The organism is Pseudomonas iridis, assembly GCF_017980685.1.
Lineage (GTDB): Bacteria > Pseudomonadota > Gammaproteobacteria > Pseudomonadales > Pseudomonadaceae > Aquipseudomonas > Aquipseudomonas iridis.
This window is the reverse complement of sequence record NZ_JACXXO010000013.1, coordinates 19,627-36,325: the sequence shown is the minus strand read 5'-3', so window position 1 is coordinate 36,325 and position 16,699 is coordinate 19,627. Positions and strand designations below refer to the sequence as shown.

Below are 16,699 nucleotides of genomic sequence, written 5' to 3'. Positions count from 1 at the left end.
TGTGACAGCCGGGTGACGGCCGGGGGAGGTCGAATCAGCTCACCGGCCAGTGCAATATTTCTTCAAGAACACCACGTCCCCTGTAGGAGTGAGCCTGCTCGCGGTAGCGTCAAGTCAGCCAATATTAATGGTGACTGGAAAAACGCGATCGCGAGCAGGCTCACTCCTACAAGTGCCGTGGTGGGTGGAAGAGGTCATTTCAGCTCATTTGCACATACAAACCGCAGCGAATGCCCGGTTTACACGGCTCGCCGTCAACCCTGTCACAGAAGCGTCATCCGCCGCCCCTAGCTTGCCCTTCCAGTTGCCGGGTCACTTGCCTGGCCTGACCGGATTCTTTGGGGGAGGACACACATGTACCAGCGCAGCAGTTATCCGCGCAGCGGCACCGTCGGGCTCTTCAGTTTCACCCTGACCGCTTTGGCCATGGCGGTGGCCAGTGAGCCGCTGCACGCGGCCGATGCCAGTGCCAATGTCGAACACGTCGAAGTGGTTGGTCAGGCGGCGAGTATCGACTCGGCGCTCAAGGAGCAGCGTCGATCCGACAGCATCAAAAGCGTGGTACACGCCGACGGCATGGCGCAGTTGCCCGATGAAAACGTCGCCGAAGCGGCGCAGCGCATGCCGGGTGTCAGCGTCGAACGCGATCAGGGCGAGGGGCGTTTTGTCAGCGTGCGCGGCCTCGGGCCGGATCTGAACAGCGTGACCATCAACGGTACGCTGGTGCCGTCGCCGGAAAGCGAACGCCGTGCCGTGGCGCTCGACGTGTTGCCTTCGGAGCTGGTGCAGTCGCTGTCGGTCATCAAGACCCTGACCCCAGACATGGATGCCAACTCGCTGGGCGGTACGGTCGATGTCAAAAGCCTGTCGGCGTTCGATCACAAAGGGCTGTTCTACACCGGCGGCACCGAGGCCAGTTACGACAAGAACTCCCATCAGACCAGTCCCAAGTTCTCTGGTGCGGTCAGCGACCGGTTCAGCCTGGGTGATGGCATCGATAACTTCGGTGTTGCGGCCGCGTTGAGTTGGCAGAAACGTGATTTCGGTTCGGACAACGTCGAAACCGGTGGCGCCTGGGATTTCGCCCGTGGCGCGCAACTGGAAGAGTTCGAACAGCGTGACTACGACATCAGTCGCGAACGCACGGGCGGCGGTCTGAACTTCGATTACAAGCCCGACGACCTCAGCAGCTATTACCTGCGCACCCTCTACAGCCGTTACAAGGACAGCGAAACGCGCAACGCCACCAGCATCGAATTTGCCGATCCACAGGCCGGCGGCGTATTGGGCGACGCTGAAGGCAAACGCAAACTCAAGCAGCGCGAAGAAACCCAGGAAATCCAGTCGTACGTGTTCGGTGGCGAACGCATGATCGGTCTGTGGACGCTCAGCGGTCAGGCCGGCTACAGCCGCTCCAGCGAAGACAGTCCCGGGCACATCGCCAACGCGCAGTTCGCTGGCAATGACGATTTCGCCGACAGCGGTTTTTACAGCAACGACAAGCCGCGGCCGATCATTGGCCAGGGTTTCTACGACGCCAATAACTTCAGCCTCGACAAGGTCGACTGGGAAAAGCAGAACACCCAGGACACCGAGAAAAACCTGCGCCTGGATCTGGCCCGTGACTATGACTTGAGTGGCTACGCGTCGCAGGTCAAGTTCGGCGGCAAAGTCAGCCGCCGCAACAAGGACAACGACCTCGAGGCCTGGGCTTATGAAGACTTCGATGACCTCGGTTTCAGCGACGATCAACTCAACCTCAGCCGCTTCGCCAAGGGCTCGGTGGATTATCGACTGGGCCGGTTCGGGCCGGGAATCAGCGGCAGTGCGATCAAGAACCTGATCGGCGGGCTGAACCGCGACGACTTCTATGACCCGGTCGAATCCACCGTCAACGACTTCAAGATGAGCGAGGACATCAACGCCGGTTACCTGATGAACACCGTCGATATCGATGACTGGCGTTTCATTGCCGGCCTGCGTTACGAGGGCACCGAGTTCGAAGCCAAAGGCACCGGCGCTACCGACGGCGACTTCGAGCCCACCGAGACCAAGCGCAGTTATCACCACTGGCTGCCGGGCCTGCATGCGCGCTATCAACTGGACAAAAACACCCAGGTGCGTGCGGCGTGGACCAAGTCCGTGGTGCGTCCGACCTTCGGCCAACTGGCGCCGGGGTTTGTCATCGACGGTGATGAGGCGACGTTCGGCAACCCCGAGCTGAAACCGCTGGAGTCGAGCAACCTCGATCTCGGGATCGAGCACTTCATGGGCCATGCCGGCACGGTGTCGGCGTTTGTGTTCTACAAAGACATCCAGAACTTCGTCTACAACACCGACGTGGCCGGCACCGGATCCTGGACCGACTTCTCCGAAGCGCACACCTTTGCCAACGGCGACAGCGCGAAACTCTACGGCCTGGAGCTGGCGTACTCGCAAAAATTCGACTGGTTGCCGGCTCCATGGAACGGTCTGTTGCTGGGGGCGAACACCACGTTCAGTCGCTCCGACGCCGAAATAAAAGGCTTCGATGCCGCCACTGGCACTAACCGCAAACGCAGCATCGATCTGCCCAGCCAGTCCGATACCGTCGGCAACGTGATGCTCGGCTGGGAAAACGACAAGGTCAGCCTGCGGCTGTCGGCCAATTACAAATCCGACTACCTCTACGAACTGGCTTCGATCAGCGACAAGGCCCACGACCTGCACGTCGATGCGCAGACCTTCGTCGATTTCAGCGCGCGTTACTCGCTGACGAAAAACCTGCAACTGAGCTTCGAGGCGCAAAACCTCACCGACGAGTCGTACTTCGTTTACACCGGCCACCGCGCCTACAACGGCCAATACGAAGAATACGGCCCGACCTACAAGCTCGGTCTGACCTTCACTCATTTCTAAGCCTCGGAGGGCGGCCGGGTGCCGCCGTCGATCCACGCACGACAAGGATTCTGCCGGTTCATGAGTATTTCTTTGCGACACAAACACTGGCTGTTCGGCGCCCTGATCGCCCTGACCGCCAGCCAGACGCTGGCCGATACGCCGAGCCTGGCGCTCACGCCGTGGGCACCCAAGTTGAAATTTGACGCACTGGTTTTTTTACCCGGTGATGCGCGCCTTGGCATCAGTGCCGCTGAAGGCTTGCTGTTGCTTGATGGCCAGGGCGCGCAACTGGCGCGTTTGCCCGGTTCCTTCAGCGGGCTCGACAGTCGCACTGACGAGCGTCACGTGTGGGTTGCCAGCCTGGACAACGCCAGTCAGCGAGCGCTGGTCGTCGGCCTCGATCCGGCGCAGCGGCAGTGGGGTGTGCCGCTGTATCTGCCGACGCGAGACTTCGCAGTAAACGACGTGTGCCTGTTCCGCGACAGCGCCGATAACCTGTTCGTGTTTCTCGTCGGTGAAGAGGGCAAGGGTGAACAATGGCTGGTGGGCAACGGCGTCACGCTCAATGCCCAGGCGCAACGGGTGCGGGGTTTGCCACTGCCGCCATCGGCGCAGTTTTGCCAGGTCGACGATGCCGCCGAGCAACTGGTGGTCAACGAAGAGAACGTCGGTTGGTGGGCGTACCCCGCGGCGGCTGAAGCCGAGGTAAAACGCTCGCCGGTGGCGCTGCGCGAGCCGTTCGGTCAGATCAAGGACGAGGCCGGTGCCATGGTGCTGGTGCCTGGCGGCGTCATTGGGCTCGATCCGAAAGCGGCACAGTTGCACCTCTACCAGCAACAGGGCGAGGGCTGGACGGCGCAAGCGACGTTGTCATTGGCAGATTTGAAAGAGCCGGAAAATCTGGCCGTGCGCCAAACCGCCAAAGGCCTGCAAGTGGTGATCCGCGACGATGACAATGGCCGCGTCTACCAAGGCCATCTCGACTGGCAAGCCACGCCGGTGGCGTTGCCGCCGAAGCTGCCAAATATCGCGGCGCAAGCGCAGAGCGATCCGGTCGCGCGGCAGGGCGATGCGGCGGACGACCCGGCGATCTGGGTGCATCCGCAGCAGCCATCCCTCAGCCGAGTGCTCGGCACCAATAAAAAACAGGGCCTGATGGTGTATGACCTGCAAGGCAAACAAGTGCAGGAGTTGCCAGTTGGTCGCCTGAACAACGTCGATGTGCGGCCCAACTTCAAACTGGGCGCGCAGACGGTCGACCTCGCGGTGGCCAGCCATCGCGATCACAACAGCCTCAGCCTGTTCGCCATCGACCGCAACAGCGGCGAGTTGCGCGACATTGGCGAAGTGCCGACGCCATTGAAAGACATCTATGGCCTGTGCCTCTTTCAACCGGCCAGCGGCGAGATTTACGCCATTGCCAACGACAAGGACGGCACCTTTCTGCAATACCGCCTCGGCGCCCCGAACGGCAAGGTGCAGGGCGAGTTGGTGCGCCGCTTCAAGGTCGACAGCCAGCCCGAGGGCTGCGTCGCCGACGATCAGCGTCAGCGTCTGTTCATCGGTGAAGAGGACGTCGGGGTCTGGGCGGTGGACGCCCGCGCCGAGCAGCCGGCGACCCTTACCAGCGTGATCAAGGTGGGTGGGCCGTTACACGCCGACGTCGAGGGGTTGGCGCTCTATCAGAGCCAGGCGCGGGACTATCTGGTGGTGTCCAGCCAAGGCAATGACAGTTATCTGGTGCTGGACGCCGAGCCGCCATTTGCCGTTCACGGCGCATTCCGGGTTGGGCTCAACGCGGCGGCGGGGATTGACGGGGCGTCGGAAACCGATGGCCTGGAGGTGACCTCGGTCAACCTCGGCGGGCCCTGGAACCAAGGCCTGTTGGTGGTGCAAGACGGCCGCAAACGCATGCCCGAGCAAAGCCAGAACTTCAAGTTCGTGCCGTGGGCCGAGGTGACCAAAGCCCTGAAGTTGCCCTGATCCGTCATCAATCGGTCATCACTTTTTCATCGAATAGCGGCACGGTCGTTGCCTCGGCAACGCCGGCCATTGCCCACAAGGAGTTTCACCATGCAGGCCTCGCTCGAACACATGACAATCTGGGGGCTGATCAGCGACGCCAGCCTGTTGGTCAAAGCCGTGATGCTGACCCTGTTGCTGGCATCGGTACTCAGTTGGTACTTGATCATCCAGCGCAGCCGCGTGCTGCAACGGCGCGACCGCCAGTTGAACGGGTTTATCCAGCGCTTTCGCCTGGCGCCCGAGCTGTTGCCGCTGTACCGCGAAACCGCCCAGGTGCAAGAGCCCGAGGCCGGTATCGAACCGATCTTCAACGCCGGATTCGCCGAGTTTCGGCATCTCAATCAGCACCCCGGCAACCAGGCCGACGCGGTGCAGGAAGGTGTCGAGCGGGCGCTGCATGTCGCCATCAGCGAACAGGAGTTGCAACTGGAAAAGGGTTTGCAGTTTCTTGCCACTGTTGGCTCGGTCAGCCCTTACATCGGTTTGTTCGGCACTGTGTGGGGGATCATGAATTCATTCCTCGGCTTGTCTCAGGTGCAGCAGGCGACACTGTCGACCGTCGCCCCGGGCATCGCCGAAGCACTTATTGCCACGGCCATCGGCCTGTTTGCGGCGATCCCGGCAGTCATCGCCTACAACCGCTTTGCAGCGCGTAGCCAGATGCTGCTGACGCGTTACTACGCCTTCGGCAACGAGCTGCAAGTGCGGCTGCATCGCCAGTTGCACGGCACGCCGATGAACCTCGCCGCTGCGGCCTGAACAGGAGAACCACGATGCTAGTCAGGCCACAACGCAAGCATGGGCCCAAGGCTGAAATGAACGTGGTGCCTTACATCGATGTGATGTTGGTGCTGCTGGTGATTTTCATGGTGACCGCGCCGATGCTGACCCAAGGGGTGAAAGTCGAGCTGCCGAAGATCGCCAGCGAAGCCTTGGCCACTGACACCCGTCAGCAGATTCTGACGCTGTCGGTAAAGGCCGGCGGCGGCTATTTCTGGAATCTGGGCGGCGAGCTCGATACGCAGCATCAGACCGACAGTGCTGTGGCGCTCGAGGAAATGCGCGCCAAGATCGAGCAGATTGTCGCGCAGCGCCCGGACACGCAGGTGTATATCCGCGCCGACAAGGACGCCGGTTACGGCAGCGTCGTTGCCGCCATGGCCGCGTTGCAGCAGGGCGGCGTCAGTCATCTCGGGCTGGTGACCGAGGCCCCGCAATGACGGCGATGATCATGAATAGTCCTGCAACGCTTTGCGCACCGATGCCGCGCCGCGACTTCTGGCAACACAGCCTCGCGGCGACGCTGGCGCTGGGGTTGCATGCCGGGGTGCTTGTGCTGTTGATCAACGCCTGGTCGCCGTCGGAACCCGAGGTCAAGCCCGCGCGGGTCTTGACCACGCAACTGGTGATGGTCGCGCCCGCGAGCCAGCCGCCAGCGCCAGCGCCTGAACCGACGCCGGCGGCGATTGCCGAGCCGGTTGTCGCACCGCCGGTCGAAGCGGTGAGACCGCTGGCCGAGCCGAAACCTCAGGCGCCAAAAGTCGAACAAGCGGCACTCGCACGCAAGCGAGTGGAGGCGCGCAAACGCGAGCAACAGGCTGAGCAACAGCGCCAGCAAACCGAGGCGCGCAAGCGTGCAGATGCCGCCGCGCAGCAACGCCTTGCACAACAGCAAGCCGCACAGCAACAGGCGAATCAGGCCCGGCAACAGGCACAACAGGCAGAGCGGGGACGCCAGCAGGCACTCGCCGACAGCCGCCAGTATTTACCGCTGAGCAAAGAGGCGCCGGCGTATCCGGAGCGGGCGCTGGACAAAAACATCGAGGGTGATTGCTCCGTGGAATACACGGTCAACCCGCAAGGCCGCGTCGAGCATCCCAAGGTGCTGGACGGCTGCCATCCACTGTTCATCCGCCCGTCATTGGCGGCAGCGCAGACCTTCCGTTATCAGCCGCGGATCGTCGAGGGTGTCGCGGTGTCGGTGCCAGCGGTGCGCAATACCTTCCATTACCGGATCAAGTGAGCAAGGTATGATGTCGCGGTTTTCCGCCGGAGTTCAGCCGCCATGTACCGCATCACCCACTACAAAACCCCATGCCCCGAGGCCGTCAACAGCCAGATTCTGCAGATGGTCGTCGACTACCTGACCGACATCAGCGCGGTCGGCCTCGGCCCGAGCAACCTGCTGTACAACGTCTATCAGTACGCGGTTGGCTACGAGGTGCATTTGTATCTGGAAGCGTTGAATGGCGAGAAGGGCACCGAGGTGGAGTTGCTGGTGGCAACCGATGAGGAAGATCCGGAGCAGGTGATCGGCTTCCTGTTGTACCTGCCGGTGCAGGGCGATTGGGAAGCGTGCAGCGTCGCCTACATGGCGGTGCGTGAAGGGCATCGGCGCCAGGGTGTGGCGCGTGCGATGATCGGCGAGATGGTCGGGCGCTATCCCCACGCCGAGCTGGCGTGCACCGTCGGCAAGGTCCCGTATTTCGAGGCGCTAGGCTTTGAAGTGATCGGTCAACGCGAGACGCAAGTGCTGATGAGTACACGGCATTACCGCAGCAACGGCCTGCGCGGATATATCGACACCACGCCCATCTACCGCTCGCTGGAGGTGCAGCAGATTCATACTTATCTGCTGAACAAGAACAGCAAGCGCGCCATGCTCGATGCCGAGAAGCAGCGCGATCGGCATTTGGACCAGACCACGCGTCATACCGAAGAGTTTGTCCGTCAGCGCCTGACCGTGCACTGATCAGTCATCGGCATTCCAGGCTGAGTTCAGAACACTCACGCCTGAGCACCTCTGGTTGAACAAAGCCGCTGTGTAATTCCATCGGGGGAACCTGCGCGGGCGCTCTCAAGTACCACCAGTCCCTCGCACGACGGCTCGTTCGACCATCGCCATGATGGTCGCATACAGCTCGTCACTCGCTTGTTCAGCGCTGATTTCGCCATTGGCGGCAGCGTTGGACAGCGCTTCAGCGGCGCCAAGCATTGCGCGTAAACCGGCTTGAGTGATTTGCCCGCCGTTGGCATAAAGCGACAGGACGCTGCGACACTTTTCCAAGAAGATCGCCTCGTACTCGCGCTTGATCCTCTCCAGTTCCGGTGTGCTGGCCAGTGCAGCAATCACCCCGGGAATCTCCTTGCCTTGCAGCAGAACGCAATCGACGTACGCCGTGGCGATCACCGTTGCGGTGCCAGTCAATGTCGGTTCGCAATCGGCGATGGCGGCGTCCATGACCAGCGTCTGCCGCGTATCGAAATCCCGATACAACGCAGCGAGCAAACCTGCGCGGGTGACGAAGTGGTCATAGACAACGGGTTTGGTCACACCGGCCTGCTCGGCGAGATAGCCCAGGGTGAGGGCGTCGGTGCCTTCGGCGCGGATGATCTGCCAGGCGACGTCGAGCAACTGGCGCAGACGGTCTTCGCGGGACAGGCGTCGGCGTGGTTGGGCGGGGGAATCGGGCTCGGGAATTTCTGCGGTTGACATGGCTATATACCAAACGTAACTTACGGAGCTTAACTTACCAAGAGTATATAAGCCTTGGTCAACAATCACCAATTGGAGATTTCCCATGCACACATTGATCGTTGTCGCTCATCACGATCCTCGTTCATTGACTCATGGCGTGGCGACACAGATTGCCGAAGGTCTGACGCTGGCTGATCCGCAGAGCACCTTTGAAATCGCCGATCTCTACGCCGAAGGTTTTGAACCGCGCTTCGGCGCAGCGGATTTCGCCGTGCATCACCGCGAGGCCAGGCCGCCCGCTGATGTCCTGGCGGAACAGGCCCGCATCGATCGCGCCGACACCTTGGTGCTGGTGTACCCGGTGTACTGGTGGTCGATGCCGGCCCTGCTCAAAGGGTGGATCGACCGAGTGTTCAGCAACGGCTGGGCATTCGATTTCAGTGGCGATCTGAAGCATGTGAAGCTGCTTCAGCGCATGCGCGTGCATCTGGTTCAGCTCGCCGGGGCGGATGCGCACACTTATGAATGCCATGGTTACGGCGCAGCGATGAAGGTGCAGATCGAACACGGGATCTTCGATTACAGCGGCGCAACAGTGCTGAGTTCGACGTTGTTGCCTGAGTCTGAGCTGCGCGATCCACAGCAGCAGTTGGAAGTAGCCCGCGAACTCGGCAGCCAAATGCACACATAAACCCGTGCAGGAGCTGCCGCAGGCTGCGATCTTCAAGATCAAGAGGTCGCAGCCTTCGGCAGCTCCTATGGAGGGAGGGTGTAGAAGCAGTGGGTTAGCGGGCGCCGGGCCAGCCGGCCTTGTCGAGGGCGGCGAGCAGGGTCGCGGCGTCCAGCCCCGGCACCGAATGCCCGTTGCCATCGGTGCTTTCGCTGGCGAGCAGGGCGTTGATGATCGCTTCTTCCACCGCCTCGGTCGCCGCCAGGAACAGCTCGCTGATGTGGTCGTTGTTGACCATGCGCAAGCCGTCGCAGGTTGGCGCGCCTTTGCCTTCGTAGGCGGCGGGCGGCACGTGAGCGTTGCCGGTGGCGAAGGCGATAAAGATGTCGCCGCTGTGGTCTTCATTACCGCCGCCGGTGCGCGCCAGACCGAGGCTGGCTCGCTGCGCCAGGCGTGTGCATTGATGCGGCAACAACGGCGCATCGGTGGCCAGGCAGACCACAATCGAACCCATGCCCGGATGCGGTAGCGAGGCTCGCAAAAACGGCGAATCGACCTGCTCCATATAGCGCCCGACCGGGTAGCCGTCGACCCGCAATTCATTGCGAATGCCGTGGTTGGCCTGAACGATCGCGCCCACCGTCCAGCCGCCTTGAGCGCTGCTCAACCGGCGCGACGCGTTGCCGATGCCGCCCTTGAATTCATGGCAGATCATGCCGCTGCCCCCGCCCACGGCACCCTCCTGTAATGCCCCTCCCGCGGCGTTTTGCATGGCTTGAGCGACGTGCTCGGGCTGGACGTGGAAACCGTTGATGTCGTTGATCAGGCCGTCATAGGTTTCCAGTACCACCGGCATGTTCCAGTAGAGACGTCCGTCGTTCGGCTGATGCTGTCGATCCAGCGCAATCAGCGCATCACGCACCACGCCGAGGCTGTGGGTGTTGGTGAAGGCAATCGGGCTGGTCAGCAAACCCGCCTCACGAATCCACTCAAGCCCGGTGGCGTCGCCATTGCCGTTGAGCACATGCACCCCGGCGAAACACGGTTGCTGGTTGGTCGAGCCCTGGCGTGGTTCGATCAGGGTAACGCCGGTGCAGATGTCGCGACCGGCGCTGGTGCGACCGCGCACGTTGCTATGACCGACGCGCACACCGGGCACATCGGTGATGGCATTGAGCGGGCCGGGGGTGAGTTGGCCGATGCGGATGTTGAGGTCTCGGGCGCGTGGTTTCATGGATTTCGTCTCTTTCTGGCAGAAATAAGGAAGGCAGGCTGATCACAAACCCTGTGGGAGCCGGGCAAGCCCGCTCCCACAGGTTCTTCTGGTGTTTTCAGGTAGGGTTACTGGCCGTTCTTGACCTTGCTCCACACCCGCGTACGCACGCGTTCGAGGGTTTTGGGCAGCGGTTCAAGGGTGTAGAGGGTCGCCATGGCAGCGGCAGACGGATAAACCGCCGGGTTGTCGCGTGTGGCTTCAGCCACCAGCGGCGTGGCCGCGCGATTGCCGTTCGGGTAGGAGAGGTGGCCACTGACCGGTGCAATCACCTCCGGGCGCAGCAGGTAATCGATAAAGGCCAGACCTTGTGCCCGGTTCTGCGCGTCCTTGAGCAACACCAGCGTGTCAAACCAGACCGGCGCGCCTTCCTTGGGCAGGCTGTAGGCGATCTTCACTCCGTTACCTGCCTGCTCGGCGTTGGTCTTGGCTTCAAGCATCGCCCCCGACCAGCCGACGGCCACGCAAATGTTGCCGTTGGACAGGTCGCTGATGAATTTCGACGAGTTGAAATAGGCAATGTGCGGGCGCAGTCTCAGCAACAGCGCCTCGGCTTTTTTATAGTCTTCGAGGTTCGTGCTATTGGGCGGCAAACCCAGATAGTGGAGCGCCACTGGAAGCATTTCCGACGGTGAATCAAGCATCGCCACGCCACACTGGCCGAGTTTGGCGAGGTTCTCTTCCTTGAACACCAGATCCCACGAATCCAGCGGCGCCTTGTCACCTAAAGCGGCGCGGACTTTGTCGACGTTGTAGCCGAATCCATTGGTGCCCCACAGGTACGGCACCGCGTATTGGTTGCCTGGATCGTTGTTCGCCAGTTTCGCCAGCAGATCGGTGTCGAGGTTCTTCCACCCCGGCAGTTGATCGCGCGGCAACGGGGCGAGGGCGCCGGCCTTGATCAGTGTCGGCAAGCTGAAGTTGCTCGCCACCACCACGTCGTAGCCGCTGCGGCTGGTCATCAATTTGCCTTCGAGCACTTCGGCACTGTCGAAGGTGTCGTAAACCGGCTGGATACCGCTGTCGCGCTGGAAATCGTGCAGTGTGTTCGGGCCGATGTAGTCGTACCAGTTGTAGACGTGCACGCTCGGTGCATCGGCGGCGTTGGCGGCTGATACGACGCCAAGGCAGGCGAGCAGGCCCAAGTTGATATAGCCACGATGACGAAGCATGATGCGGCACTCCTGGCCTGTGCAGGCCGGTGATAAACAGGAGTGGTCAGCCTATCGGCCGGATCACGCCTGACCCATTCCCATCATGGGTTACTCAAAAGGGGTAGAGCGTGGACGCGTTGTTGCAGGAGTTGCCGGTGCATCAAAGTCTGGCGCGGGTGTTTGCCGGGGTCGGCCAGGACGGTTTCTGGCGCGCGGTGGTGGATACCTTGCGTCTGCTGGTGCCGCTGGATAACGCGCTGGTCGCGGTCATGAAGGCCGGCCAGGCGCCGCAACTATTGATCGACTTCGACAGCAAGGGCCGCGCCGACGAGCAGGAAGAACTGGCGGATTACACTTCGGGCATGTACCTGCTCGATCCGTTTTACCAAGCCGCCGCGACCGGCATAACCGACGGTTTGCACAGCCTGGCCTCGGTGGCACCGGACCAGTTTCTGCACAGCGAGTATTACCAGAGCTACTTTCGCTCGGTGGTGGGCGAGGACGAGTTGCAGTTCATGATCAACGTCGAGGGCGGCGTGCTCGGCTTGTCACTGGGGCGTTCGACGACGTTTGATCTGGCGGAGCAGGGCAGTCTGCTGTGCGTGCGCGATTGGGTGCTGGCGGCGATGCGCCGGCATGTGCAGTTGTTGCCGCCGCAGGGGGCGGTGGCTGAAGTGGTCGCCGGGGATCTTGCGACGTTGCTTGATCGGTTTGATGCGCGGTTGACGGCGCGTGAGGTCGATACCGCGCGGCTGATTCTGCAGGGTTTCTCCAGCAAGGCGATGGCCCAGCAGATGGGGATTTCGCCGGAGACCGTCAAAGTCCATCGGCGCAATCTTTATCACAAGCTCAATGTGACCGGGCATGGCGAACTGTTTGCGCTGGTGCTGAAACCAATGCAAACCCTGTAGGAGCTGCCGAAGGCTGCGATCTTTTGATCTTGTTTTAAGGGGCAAGATCAGAAAATCGCAGACTTCGGCAGCTCCTACAGGGGATTTTTTGTGGTTCAGGAGATGCGTTGGAAGATGAGGGCTTTGAGGCCGCTTTCGGCGTCGATGTCCGGAAATTCCGGTGGATTCTTCAGGCGCTGCTCGAAGCGCAAACTCGGCGCCTCCTGCGTCACGCCATCAATCAAAAAGTCCGGGCCGAACGCCGGATCATTCATGCACGCCAGCACAGTGCCCTGCGCGGTCAGCAGTTCCGGCAGGCGGCGCAGCACGCGCTGGTAATCCTTGGTCAGCAGAAAACTGCCTTTCTGGAACGATGGCGGGTCGATGATCACCAGATCGTACGGGCCGCTGTTGATCACCTTGCCCCAGGACTTGAACAGATCGTGGCCCAGGAAAGTGACTTTGCTCAGGTCATGCCCGTTCAACCGATGGTTGTCGCGGCCGCGGCTCAAGGCTGCGCGGGACATGTCCAGGTTGACCACATGGCTGGCGCCGCCTTCGATGGCCGCCACGGAAAAGCCGCAGGTGTAGGCGAACAGGTTCAACACGCGTTTGCCGTTGGCTTGCTCGCGCACCCAATCGCGCCCATAACGCATGTCGAGAAACAGCCCGGCGTTTTGCTTGCGGCCAAGATCAACGCGGTATTGCAGGCCGCCCTCGACGATGGTCATTTCGTCGATCTCATCCCCCTGCAGCCATTCGGCAGTGCTTTGAGGCAGATAGCGATGCTGGATCAGCAGGGTGTGCGCGCCGGATTGCTGCCACTCGGTTGAACCGCTGACGTCCATCAGCAAACGCTTGAGGTCGTCAAGCTGCTCGGGCGCAGGCTCTTTGAACAGCGACACCAGCACCACGCCTTGCAACCAGTCCACGGTCAGCTGTTCCAGTCCCGGCCAGCAACGCCCGCGCCCGTGGAACAGACGACGGGTTTCGCTCGGCGCCGCCGCGAGCGCGGGCAGCAAATGGGCGTGGAGGGTGGCGAAGGCTTCAGGGTTCATCGGTCACGGTCGGCAAACAAAAGGGTTGGCATTTTAACCACAATCAGGGCATCACGAACGGTTGTCGCGGGCAGACCGGCAAGAGCTTTTGGAAAAGACCTGTATCAAAAATGAATTTCTGCAAAAGCCGCTGCTCATACCAGTTAGCAGCGGATTTAAACCGCTAAATCGTTAATGCAATTCAGGGAGTGCAGTTCCATGTGCCCAACACCGATGGCGGACACGCACCTTCCTGACGGATTGATTCTGGTGGTTGAGGATGATCCGTTGATTCTGGAGTTTCTTTGCGAAATTCTTCAGGAGGAAGGTTTCAAGGTCGAGCCGCATACCAGTGCCGATGCGGCATCGATCTATCTGGAGCAGCATGCGCAGCAAGTGGCGTTATTGCTGACCGATATCACCATGCCCGGCACCATGAATGGTGCGGATCTGGCCAATCTGGTCGGCGAACGCTGGCCAGAAAAACCGGTCATGGTGATGTCTGGCTATGAAACGCCGGAGTCGTCCGGAGTCAAGCGCGAGGTGGAATTCATCAAAAAGCCTTGGGCCATAGGTCAGTTACTGGACTGTGTGGACAGCGCGTTGAAGCCGAAGGCGCCGCAGTTGCATTGACAGGCTGGGTGCAACGGCCAGGCAAGTGCTACATTGCCCGGCCAACCTGCCAGCCCTTGCCAGAGGATGCGATCCTTTTGTCTGCTCACGATTCTGTTTTCGACCGCGCGTTCGGCGCGTTCCTCTTCGACATGGACGGCACCGTCCTCAATTCCATCGCCGCTGCCGAGCGTGTCTGGGCAGCGTGGGCGGAGCGTCATGGGGTGGACGTCGCGACGTTTTTGCCGACCATTCATGGCGCACGTGCCATCGACACCATCCGGCGTCTGAACCTGCCGGGTGTGGACGCCGAGGCGCAAGCGGCGTTCATCGCGCAAGCGGAAATCGAAGACGTTAAAGGTGTTGTCGAGATTCCCGGCGCAAGGGCGTTTCTCAATAGTCTGCCCGCCGAACGCTGGGCGATGGTGACGTCGGCCCCCCGGGATCTGGCCTTGCGCCGGATGGCAGCGGCTGGCATCGACGCGCCTGCATTGTTGATCACCGCCGAGGATGTACAGGCCGGCAAGCCCGACCCCGCCGGTTACCTGCTGGCGGCTAGCCGCCTGGGAATTGAGCCCGGCGACTGTCTGATCTTCGAAGACGCGATCGTCGGCATTCAGGCCGCCGAAGCCGCAGGTGCGCCGCTGATGATCATCACTACAACGCATCAGCACCCGCTTGAAACTTCGCACGCGACCCTGGCCAGTTACGACGCAATCAGTGCCAGCTTCGACAGCGACGGCCAACTTCGACTGCAAAAAAACTGACACCCCGCAAAACGTGTGGGCGCTGGCCTGCCAGCGATGGCAGAAGCTCAGGCAATTAACGTACAAGCTCGGCGGGCCTCATCGCTGGCAAGCCAGCTCCCACAGAATCGGGTGTGCTGTTCGACCGGTGATCAGCCGCCACGCCAGTGCGGCAAACTCGGACTATCCTAGGCGGAGCATTTTTTTGCGCTTATGGGGTACTCGCGATGATCAACCTGGCCACTGCCCATCTGTTCGCCAATTACAAAACCTGGGCCAACCGACGCTTGTTTGACAGCCTCGAAGCATTGCCGCCGGGGGAAACCACCCGGGAACGCAAAACCATCTTCAAGAACATGATCGGCACCCTGAACCACATCTACGTGGTTGATCGCATCTGGCAGGCGCATCTCGAAGGTCGCGAGCATGGTTTCCAGTCTTCCCACGATCTGGTGCACGCTGACCTCGGGGAATTGCGCCAGGCCCAGCAGGAAGTCGACAGTTGGTACCGCAGCTGGAGCGCGCAACAGACCGAGGCGTCGCTGAGTCGCGAGATCGACTTCAAATTTGTCTCCGGCGATGGCGGAACCATGAACGCCGGGGCGATTCTGCTGCATGTGATCACCCACAACAGCTATCACCGTGGCTGGGTGATCCAGATGTTTTTCGAGATTCCACAGATGCCACCGATGACCGACCTGCCGGTGTATCTGCGCGAGGTTGACCCTCATTTCAATGCACTTATTGCGCCTGCAGCGGCAGCGGAGCCGACATATGTCGGGCAATCAACGAACGCAGCCAGCGCTCCGCCGGGTCGTTGTCGTTAACCCCGTTCCAGACCATCGACAGCTCCGAGGGCACGATGTCGAACGGTGGGTCGTCGGCGCGCAAACCATTGCTGCCTTCGACCAACGCGCACGCGGCGAAATCCGGCACCGTGGCGAGCATGTCGGTGCCGGCCAGAATCGCCCGCAACCCGGCGAACTGCGGCACCGCCAGCACCACGCGACGGCAACGATTGACTCGAGCCAAATCGTTGTCGATAGCTCCGCCCAAATCCCCGGAAAATGACACTAGCGCGTGGGGGCGCTCACAGTAATCGTCCAGGGTCAGCGCGCCGGGGCGGTCGTCGGCGCGCAGAATCTTGCAACGCAGGTCGCGCAGTTTTTTCCGTTTGGCGTTGGCCGGCAGCTCGGTGGTGTAGCTCACGCCCACGGAAATTTCGCCGGTGGCGAGCATTGATGACATCAGCAGGAAATTCACCCGGCGGATTACCACCACGACATTGGGGGCTTCTTCGCGCAGTTGTTGGAGCAGCGGCGGCAGCAGGCCGAACTCGGCGTCGTCGGACAAACCGATGCGGAACACCTCGTGGCTGGCCAACGGGTCGAAGTCCTTGGCCCGGCTGACCGCGCCTGAGATGGTGTCCATCGCCGGTTGCAGTTCTTTTAGGATTGCCAGCGCGCGTTGGGTCGGCTCGAGGGTACGGCCGTTGCGCACCAGCAGCGGATCGTCGAACAGATCACGAAGGCGAGCGAGGGAAGCGCTGACCGCCGGTTGGCCGAGGAACAGTTTCTCCCCGGCGCGGGTCAGGTTCTTTTCGAACATCAGGGTTTCGAAAATCACCAGCAGGTTCATGTCGACGCGACGCAGGTCGTTGCGGTTCATGCTGGAAGGCTCGTTTGGGGCGGAGTCTTTTCATTAAAGCAGCAATGACTGCAAGCGCTGGTTATTGAGCGGGTTGCGGATCGGTGTCTGGCTCTGGATTTGTCCCTGACTGTAACCCTCTACCAGAGGGAGAGGGGACTGATTCGGGAATATTGAAGAAGTGCGCCGACCTGGGAGATTGGCTTTGAATCCATAATCGACTGGATCTTTCAGGTCGGCGCTTTAAGCCGCACAATGCGGTCAGTCCCCTCTCCCTTGGGAGAGGG

General features: G+C 61.2%; 16 protein-coding genes. 11 read left to right on the top strand and 5 right to left on the bottom strand.

The window, feature by feature from the left end; genetic code table 11:
* The first annotated feature begins 354 nt into the window (after positions 1-354).
* From IEQ42_RS19810 to IEQ42_RS19785, 6 genes are all read left to right on the top strand, one after another.
* Positions 355-2,898 (top strand): TonB-dependent receptor, encoded by a 2,544-nt coding sequence (locus tag IEQ42_RS19810; protein WP_210704816.1) that lies wholly within the window; start codon positions 355-357, stop codon positions 2,896-2,898.
* A 60-nt stretch (positions 2,899-2,958) separates the two neighbouring features.
* Positions 2,959-4,863: a phytase gene (locus IEQ42_RS19805; protein ID WP_210704815.1), complete on the top strand. Its 1,905-nt coding sequence runs from the start codon at positions 2,959-2,961 to the stop codon at positions 4,861-4,863.
* A gap of 90 nt (positions 4,864-4,953) precedes the next feature.
* Entirely contained in the window at positions 4,954-5,664 is a 711-nt protein-coding gene (tolQ, locus tag IEQ42_RS19800; RefSeq protein ID WP_210704814.1) for a protein TolQ, read from the top strand.
* A gap of 14 nt (positions 5,665-5,678) precedes the next feature.
* The gene (gene tolR / locus IEQ42_RS19795) at positions 5,679-6,125 is read left to right on the top strand and encodes a protein TolR (RefSeq protein WP_210704813.1); all 447 of its coding nucleotides are present in this window, start codon (positions 5,679-5,681) and stop codon (positions 6,123-6,125) included.
* Positions 6,122-6,928 (top strand): energy transducer TonB, encoded by an 807-nt coding sequence (locus IEQ42_RS19790; RefSeq protein ID WP_210704812.1) that lies wholly within the window; start codon positions 6,122-6,124, stop codon positions 6,926-6,928. The genes tolR and IEQ42_RS19790 overlap by 4 nt, the downstream gene beginning before the upstream one ends.
* Before the next feature lie 42 nt (positions 6,929-6,970).
* Positions 6,971-7,657 (top strand): GNAT family N-acetyltransferase, encoded by a 687-nt coding sequence (locus IEQ42_RS19785; RefSeq protein ID WP_210704811.1) that lies wholly within the window; start codon positions 6,971-6,973, stop codon positions 7,655-7,657.
* A gap of 105 nt (positions 7,658-7,762) precedes the next feature.
* Here the strand turns inward: IEQ42_RS19785 and IEQ42_RS19780 are convergent, their stop codons facing one another.
* Positions 7,763-8,401, bottom strand: a complete 639-nt coding sequence (locus tag IEQ42_RS19780) for a TetR/AcrR family transcriptional regulator (protein ID WP_210704809.1) — start codon at positions 8,399-8,401, stop codon at positions 7,763-7,765.
* An 85-nt stretch (positions 8,402-8,486) separates the two neighbouring features.
* Between IEQ42_RS19780 and IEQ42_RS19775 the strand changes: the two genes are divergently transcribed.
* On the top strand, positions 8,487-9,074 hold the full coding sequence (locus tag IEQ42_RS19775) for an NAD(P)H-dependent oxidoreductase (protein WP_210704807.1): 588 nt from the start codon (positions 8,487-8,489) through the stop codon (positions 9,072-9,074).
* Between the two features lie 94 nt (positions 9,075-9,168).
* On the opposite strand, the gene IEQ42_RS19770 is transcribed toward IEQ42_RS19775, so the two are convergent.
* Positions 9,169-10,287 carry a DmpA family aminopeptidase gene (locus IEQ42_RS19770; protein WP_210704805.1) on the bottom strand — a complete coding sequence of 373 codons (1,119 nt, stop codon included), beginning with the start codon at positions 10,285-10,287 and terminating at the stop codon, positions 9,169-9,171.
* Between the two features lie 107 nt (positions 10,288-10,394).
* Complete coding sequence (locus IEQ42_RS19765) at positions 10,395-11,498, bottom strand: extracellular solute-binding protein (protein ID WP_210704803.1); 1,104 nt, start codon at positions 11,496-11,498, stop codon at positions 10,395-10,397.
* A 110-nt stretch (positions 11,499-11,608) separates the two neighbouring features.
* On the opposite strand from IEQ42_RS19765, the gene IEQ42_RS19760 reads away from it, so the two are divergent.
* The gene (locus IEQ42_RS19760; RefSeq protein WP_210704801.1) at positions 11,609-12,391 is read left to right on the top strand and encodes a helix-turn-helix transcriptional regulator; all 783 of its coding nucleotides are present in this window, start codon (positions 11,609-11,611) and stop codon (positions 12,389-12,391) included.
* 95 nt (positions 12,392-12,486) lie between these two features.
* Here IEQ42_RS19760 and IEQ42_RS19755 read toward each other — a convergent pair whose 3' ends face one another.
* On the bottom strand, positions 12,487-13,428 hold the full coding sequence (locus IEQ42_RS19755) for a class I SAM-dependent methyltransferase (protein WP_210704799.1): 942 nt from the start codon (positions 13,426-13,428) through the stop codon (positions 12,487-12,489).
* A 198-nt stretch (positions 13,429-13,626) separates the two neighbouring features.
* Here IEQ42_RS19755 and IEQ42_RS19750 point away from each other — a divergent pair, with 198 nt between their 5' ends.
* The 3 genes from IEQ42_RS19750 to IEQ42_RS19740 all read left to right on the top strand — a co-directional run bounded on the left by IEQ42_RS19750 (position 13,627) and on the right by IEQ42_RS19740 (position 15,592).
* Positions 13,627-14,040: a response regulator gene (locus IEQ42_RS19750; protein WP_210704797.1), complete on the top strand. Its 414-nt coding sequence runs from the start codon at positions 13,627-13,629 to the stop codon at positions 14,038-14,040.
* A gap of 77 nt (positions 14,041-14,117) precedes the next feature.
* The gene (locus IEQ42_RS19745; RefSeq protein ID WP_210704795.1) at positions 14,118-14,786 is read left to right on the top strand and encodes an HAD-IA family hydrolase; all 669 of its coding nucleotides are present in this window, start codon (positions 14,118-14,120) and stop codon (positions 14,784-14,786) included.
* 206 nt (positions 14,787-14,992) lie between these two features.
* Positions 14,993-15,592, top strand: a complete 600-nt coding sequence (locus tag IEQ42_RS19740) for a DinB family protein (protein ID WP_210704793.1) — start codon at positions 14,993-14,995, stop codon at positions 15,590-15,592.
* Here the strand turns inward: IEQ42_RS19740 and IEQ42_RS19735 are convergent.
* On the bottom strand, positions 15,507-16,433 hold the full coding sequence (locus tag IEQ42_RS19735; protein ID WP_210704790.1) for a LysR substrate-binding domain-containing protein: 927 nt from the start codon (positions 16,431-16,433) through the stop codon (positions 15,507-15,509). The two genes, IEQ42_RS19740 and IEQ42_RS19735, sit on opposite strands and share 86 nt — an antisense overlap.
* Positions 16,434-16,699 lie beyond the last annotated feature (266 nt).

Coding starts and splice junctions, on each gene's coding strand:
- IEQ42_RS19810 (WP_210704816.1), top strand. CDS start 355: ATGTACCAGCGCAGCAGTTATCCGCGCAGCGGCACCGTCGGGCTCTTC.
- IEQ42_RS19805 (WP_210704815.1), top strand. CDS start 2,959: ATGAGTATTTCTTTGCGACACAAACACTGGCTGTTCGGCGCCCTGATC.
- tolQ (WP_210704814.1), top strand. CDS start 4,954: ATGCAGGCCTCGCTCGAACACATGACAATCTGGGGGCTGATCAGCGAC.
- tolR (WP_210704813.1), top strand. CDS start 5,679: ATGCTAGTCAGGCCACAACGCAAGCATGGGCCCAAGGCTGAAATGAAC.
- IEQ42_RS19790 (WP_210704812.1), top strand. CDS start 6,122: ATGACGGCGATGATCATGAATAGTCCTGCAACGCTTTGCGCACCGATG.
- IEQ42_RS19785 (WP_210704811.1), top strand. CDS start 6,971: ATGTACCGCATCACCCACTACAAAACCCCATGCCCCGAGGCCGTCAAC.
- IEQ42_RS19780 (WP_210704809.1), bottom strand. CDS start 8,401: ATGTCAACCGCAGAAATTCCCGAGCCCGATTCCCCCGCCCAACCACGC.
- IEQ42_RS19775 (WP_210704807.1), top strand. CDS start 8,487: ATGCACACATTGATCGTTGTCGCTCATCACGATCCTCGTTCATTGACT.
- IEQ42_RS19770 (WP_210704805.1), bottom strand. CDS start 10,287: ATGAAACCACGCGCCCGAGACCTCAACATCCGCATCGGCCAACTCACC.
- IEQ42_RS19765 (WP_210704803.1), bottom strand. CDS start 11,498: ATGCTTCGTCATCGTGGCTATATCAACTTGGGCCTGCTCGCCTGCCTT.
- IEQ42_RS19755 (WP_210704799.1), bottom strand. CDS start 13,428: ATGAACCCTGAAGCCTTCGCCACCCTCCACGCCCATTTGCTGCCCGCG.
- IEQ42_RS19750 (WP_210704797.1), top strand. CDS start 13,627: ATGTGCCCAACACCGATGGCGGACACGCACCTTCCTGACGGATTGATT.
- IEQ42_RS19740 (WP_210704793.1), top strand. CDS start 14,993: ATGATCAACCTGGCCACTGCCCATCTGTTCGCCAATTACAAAACCTGG.
- IEQ42_RS19735 (WP_210704790.1), bottom strand. CDS start 16,433: ATGAACCGCAACGACCTGCGTCGCGTCGACATGAACCTGCTGGTGATT.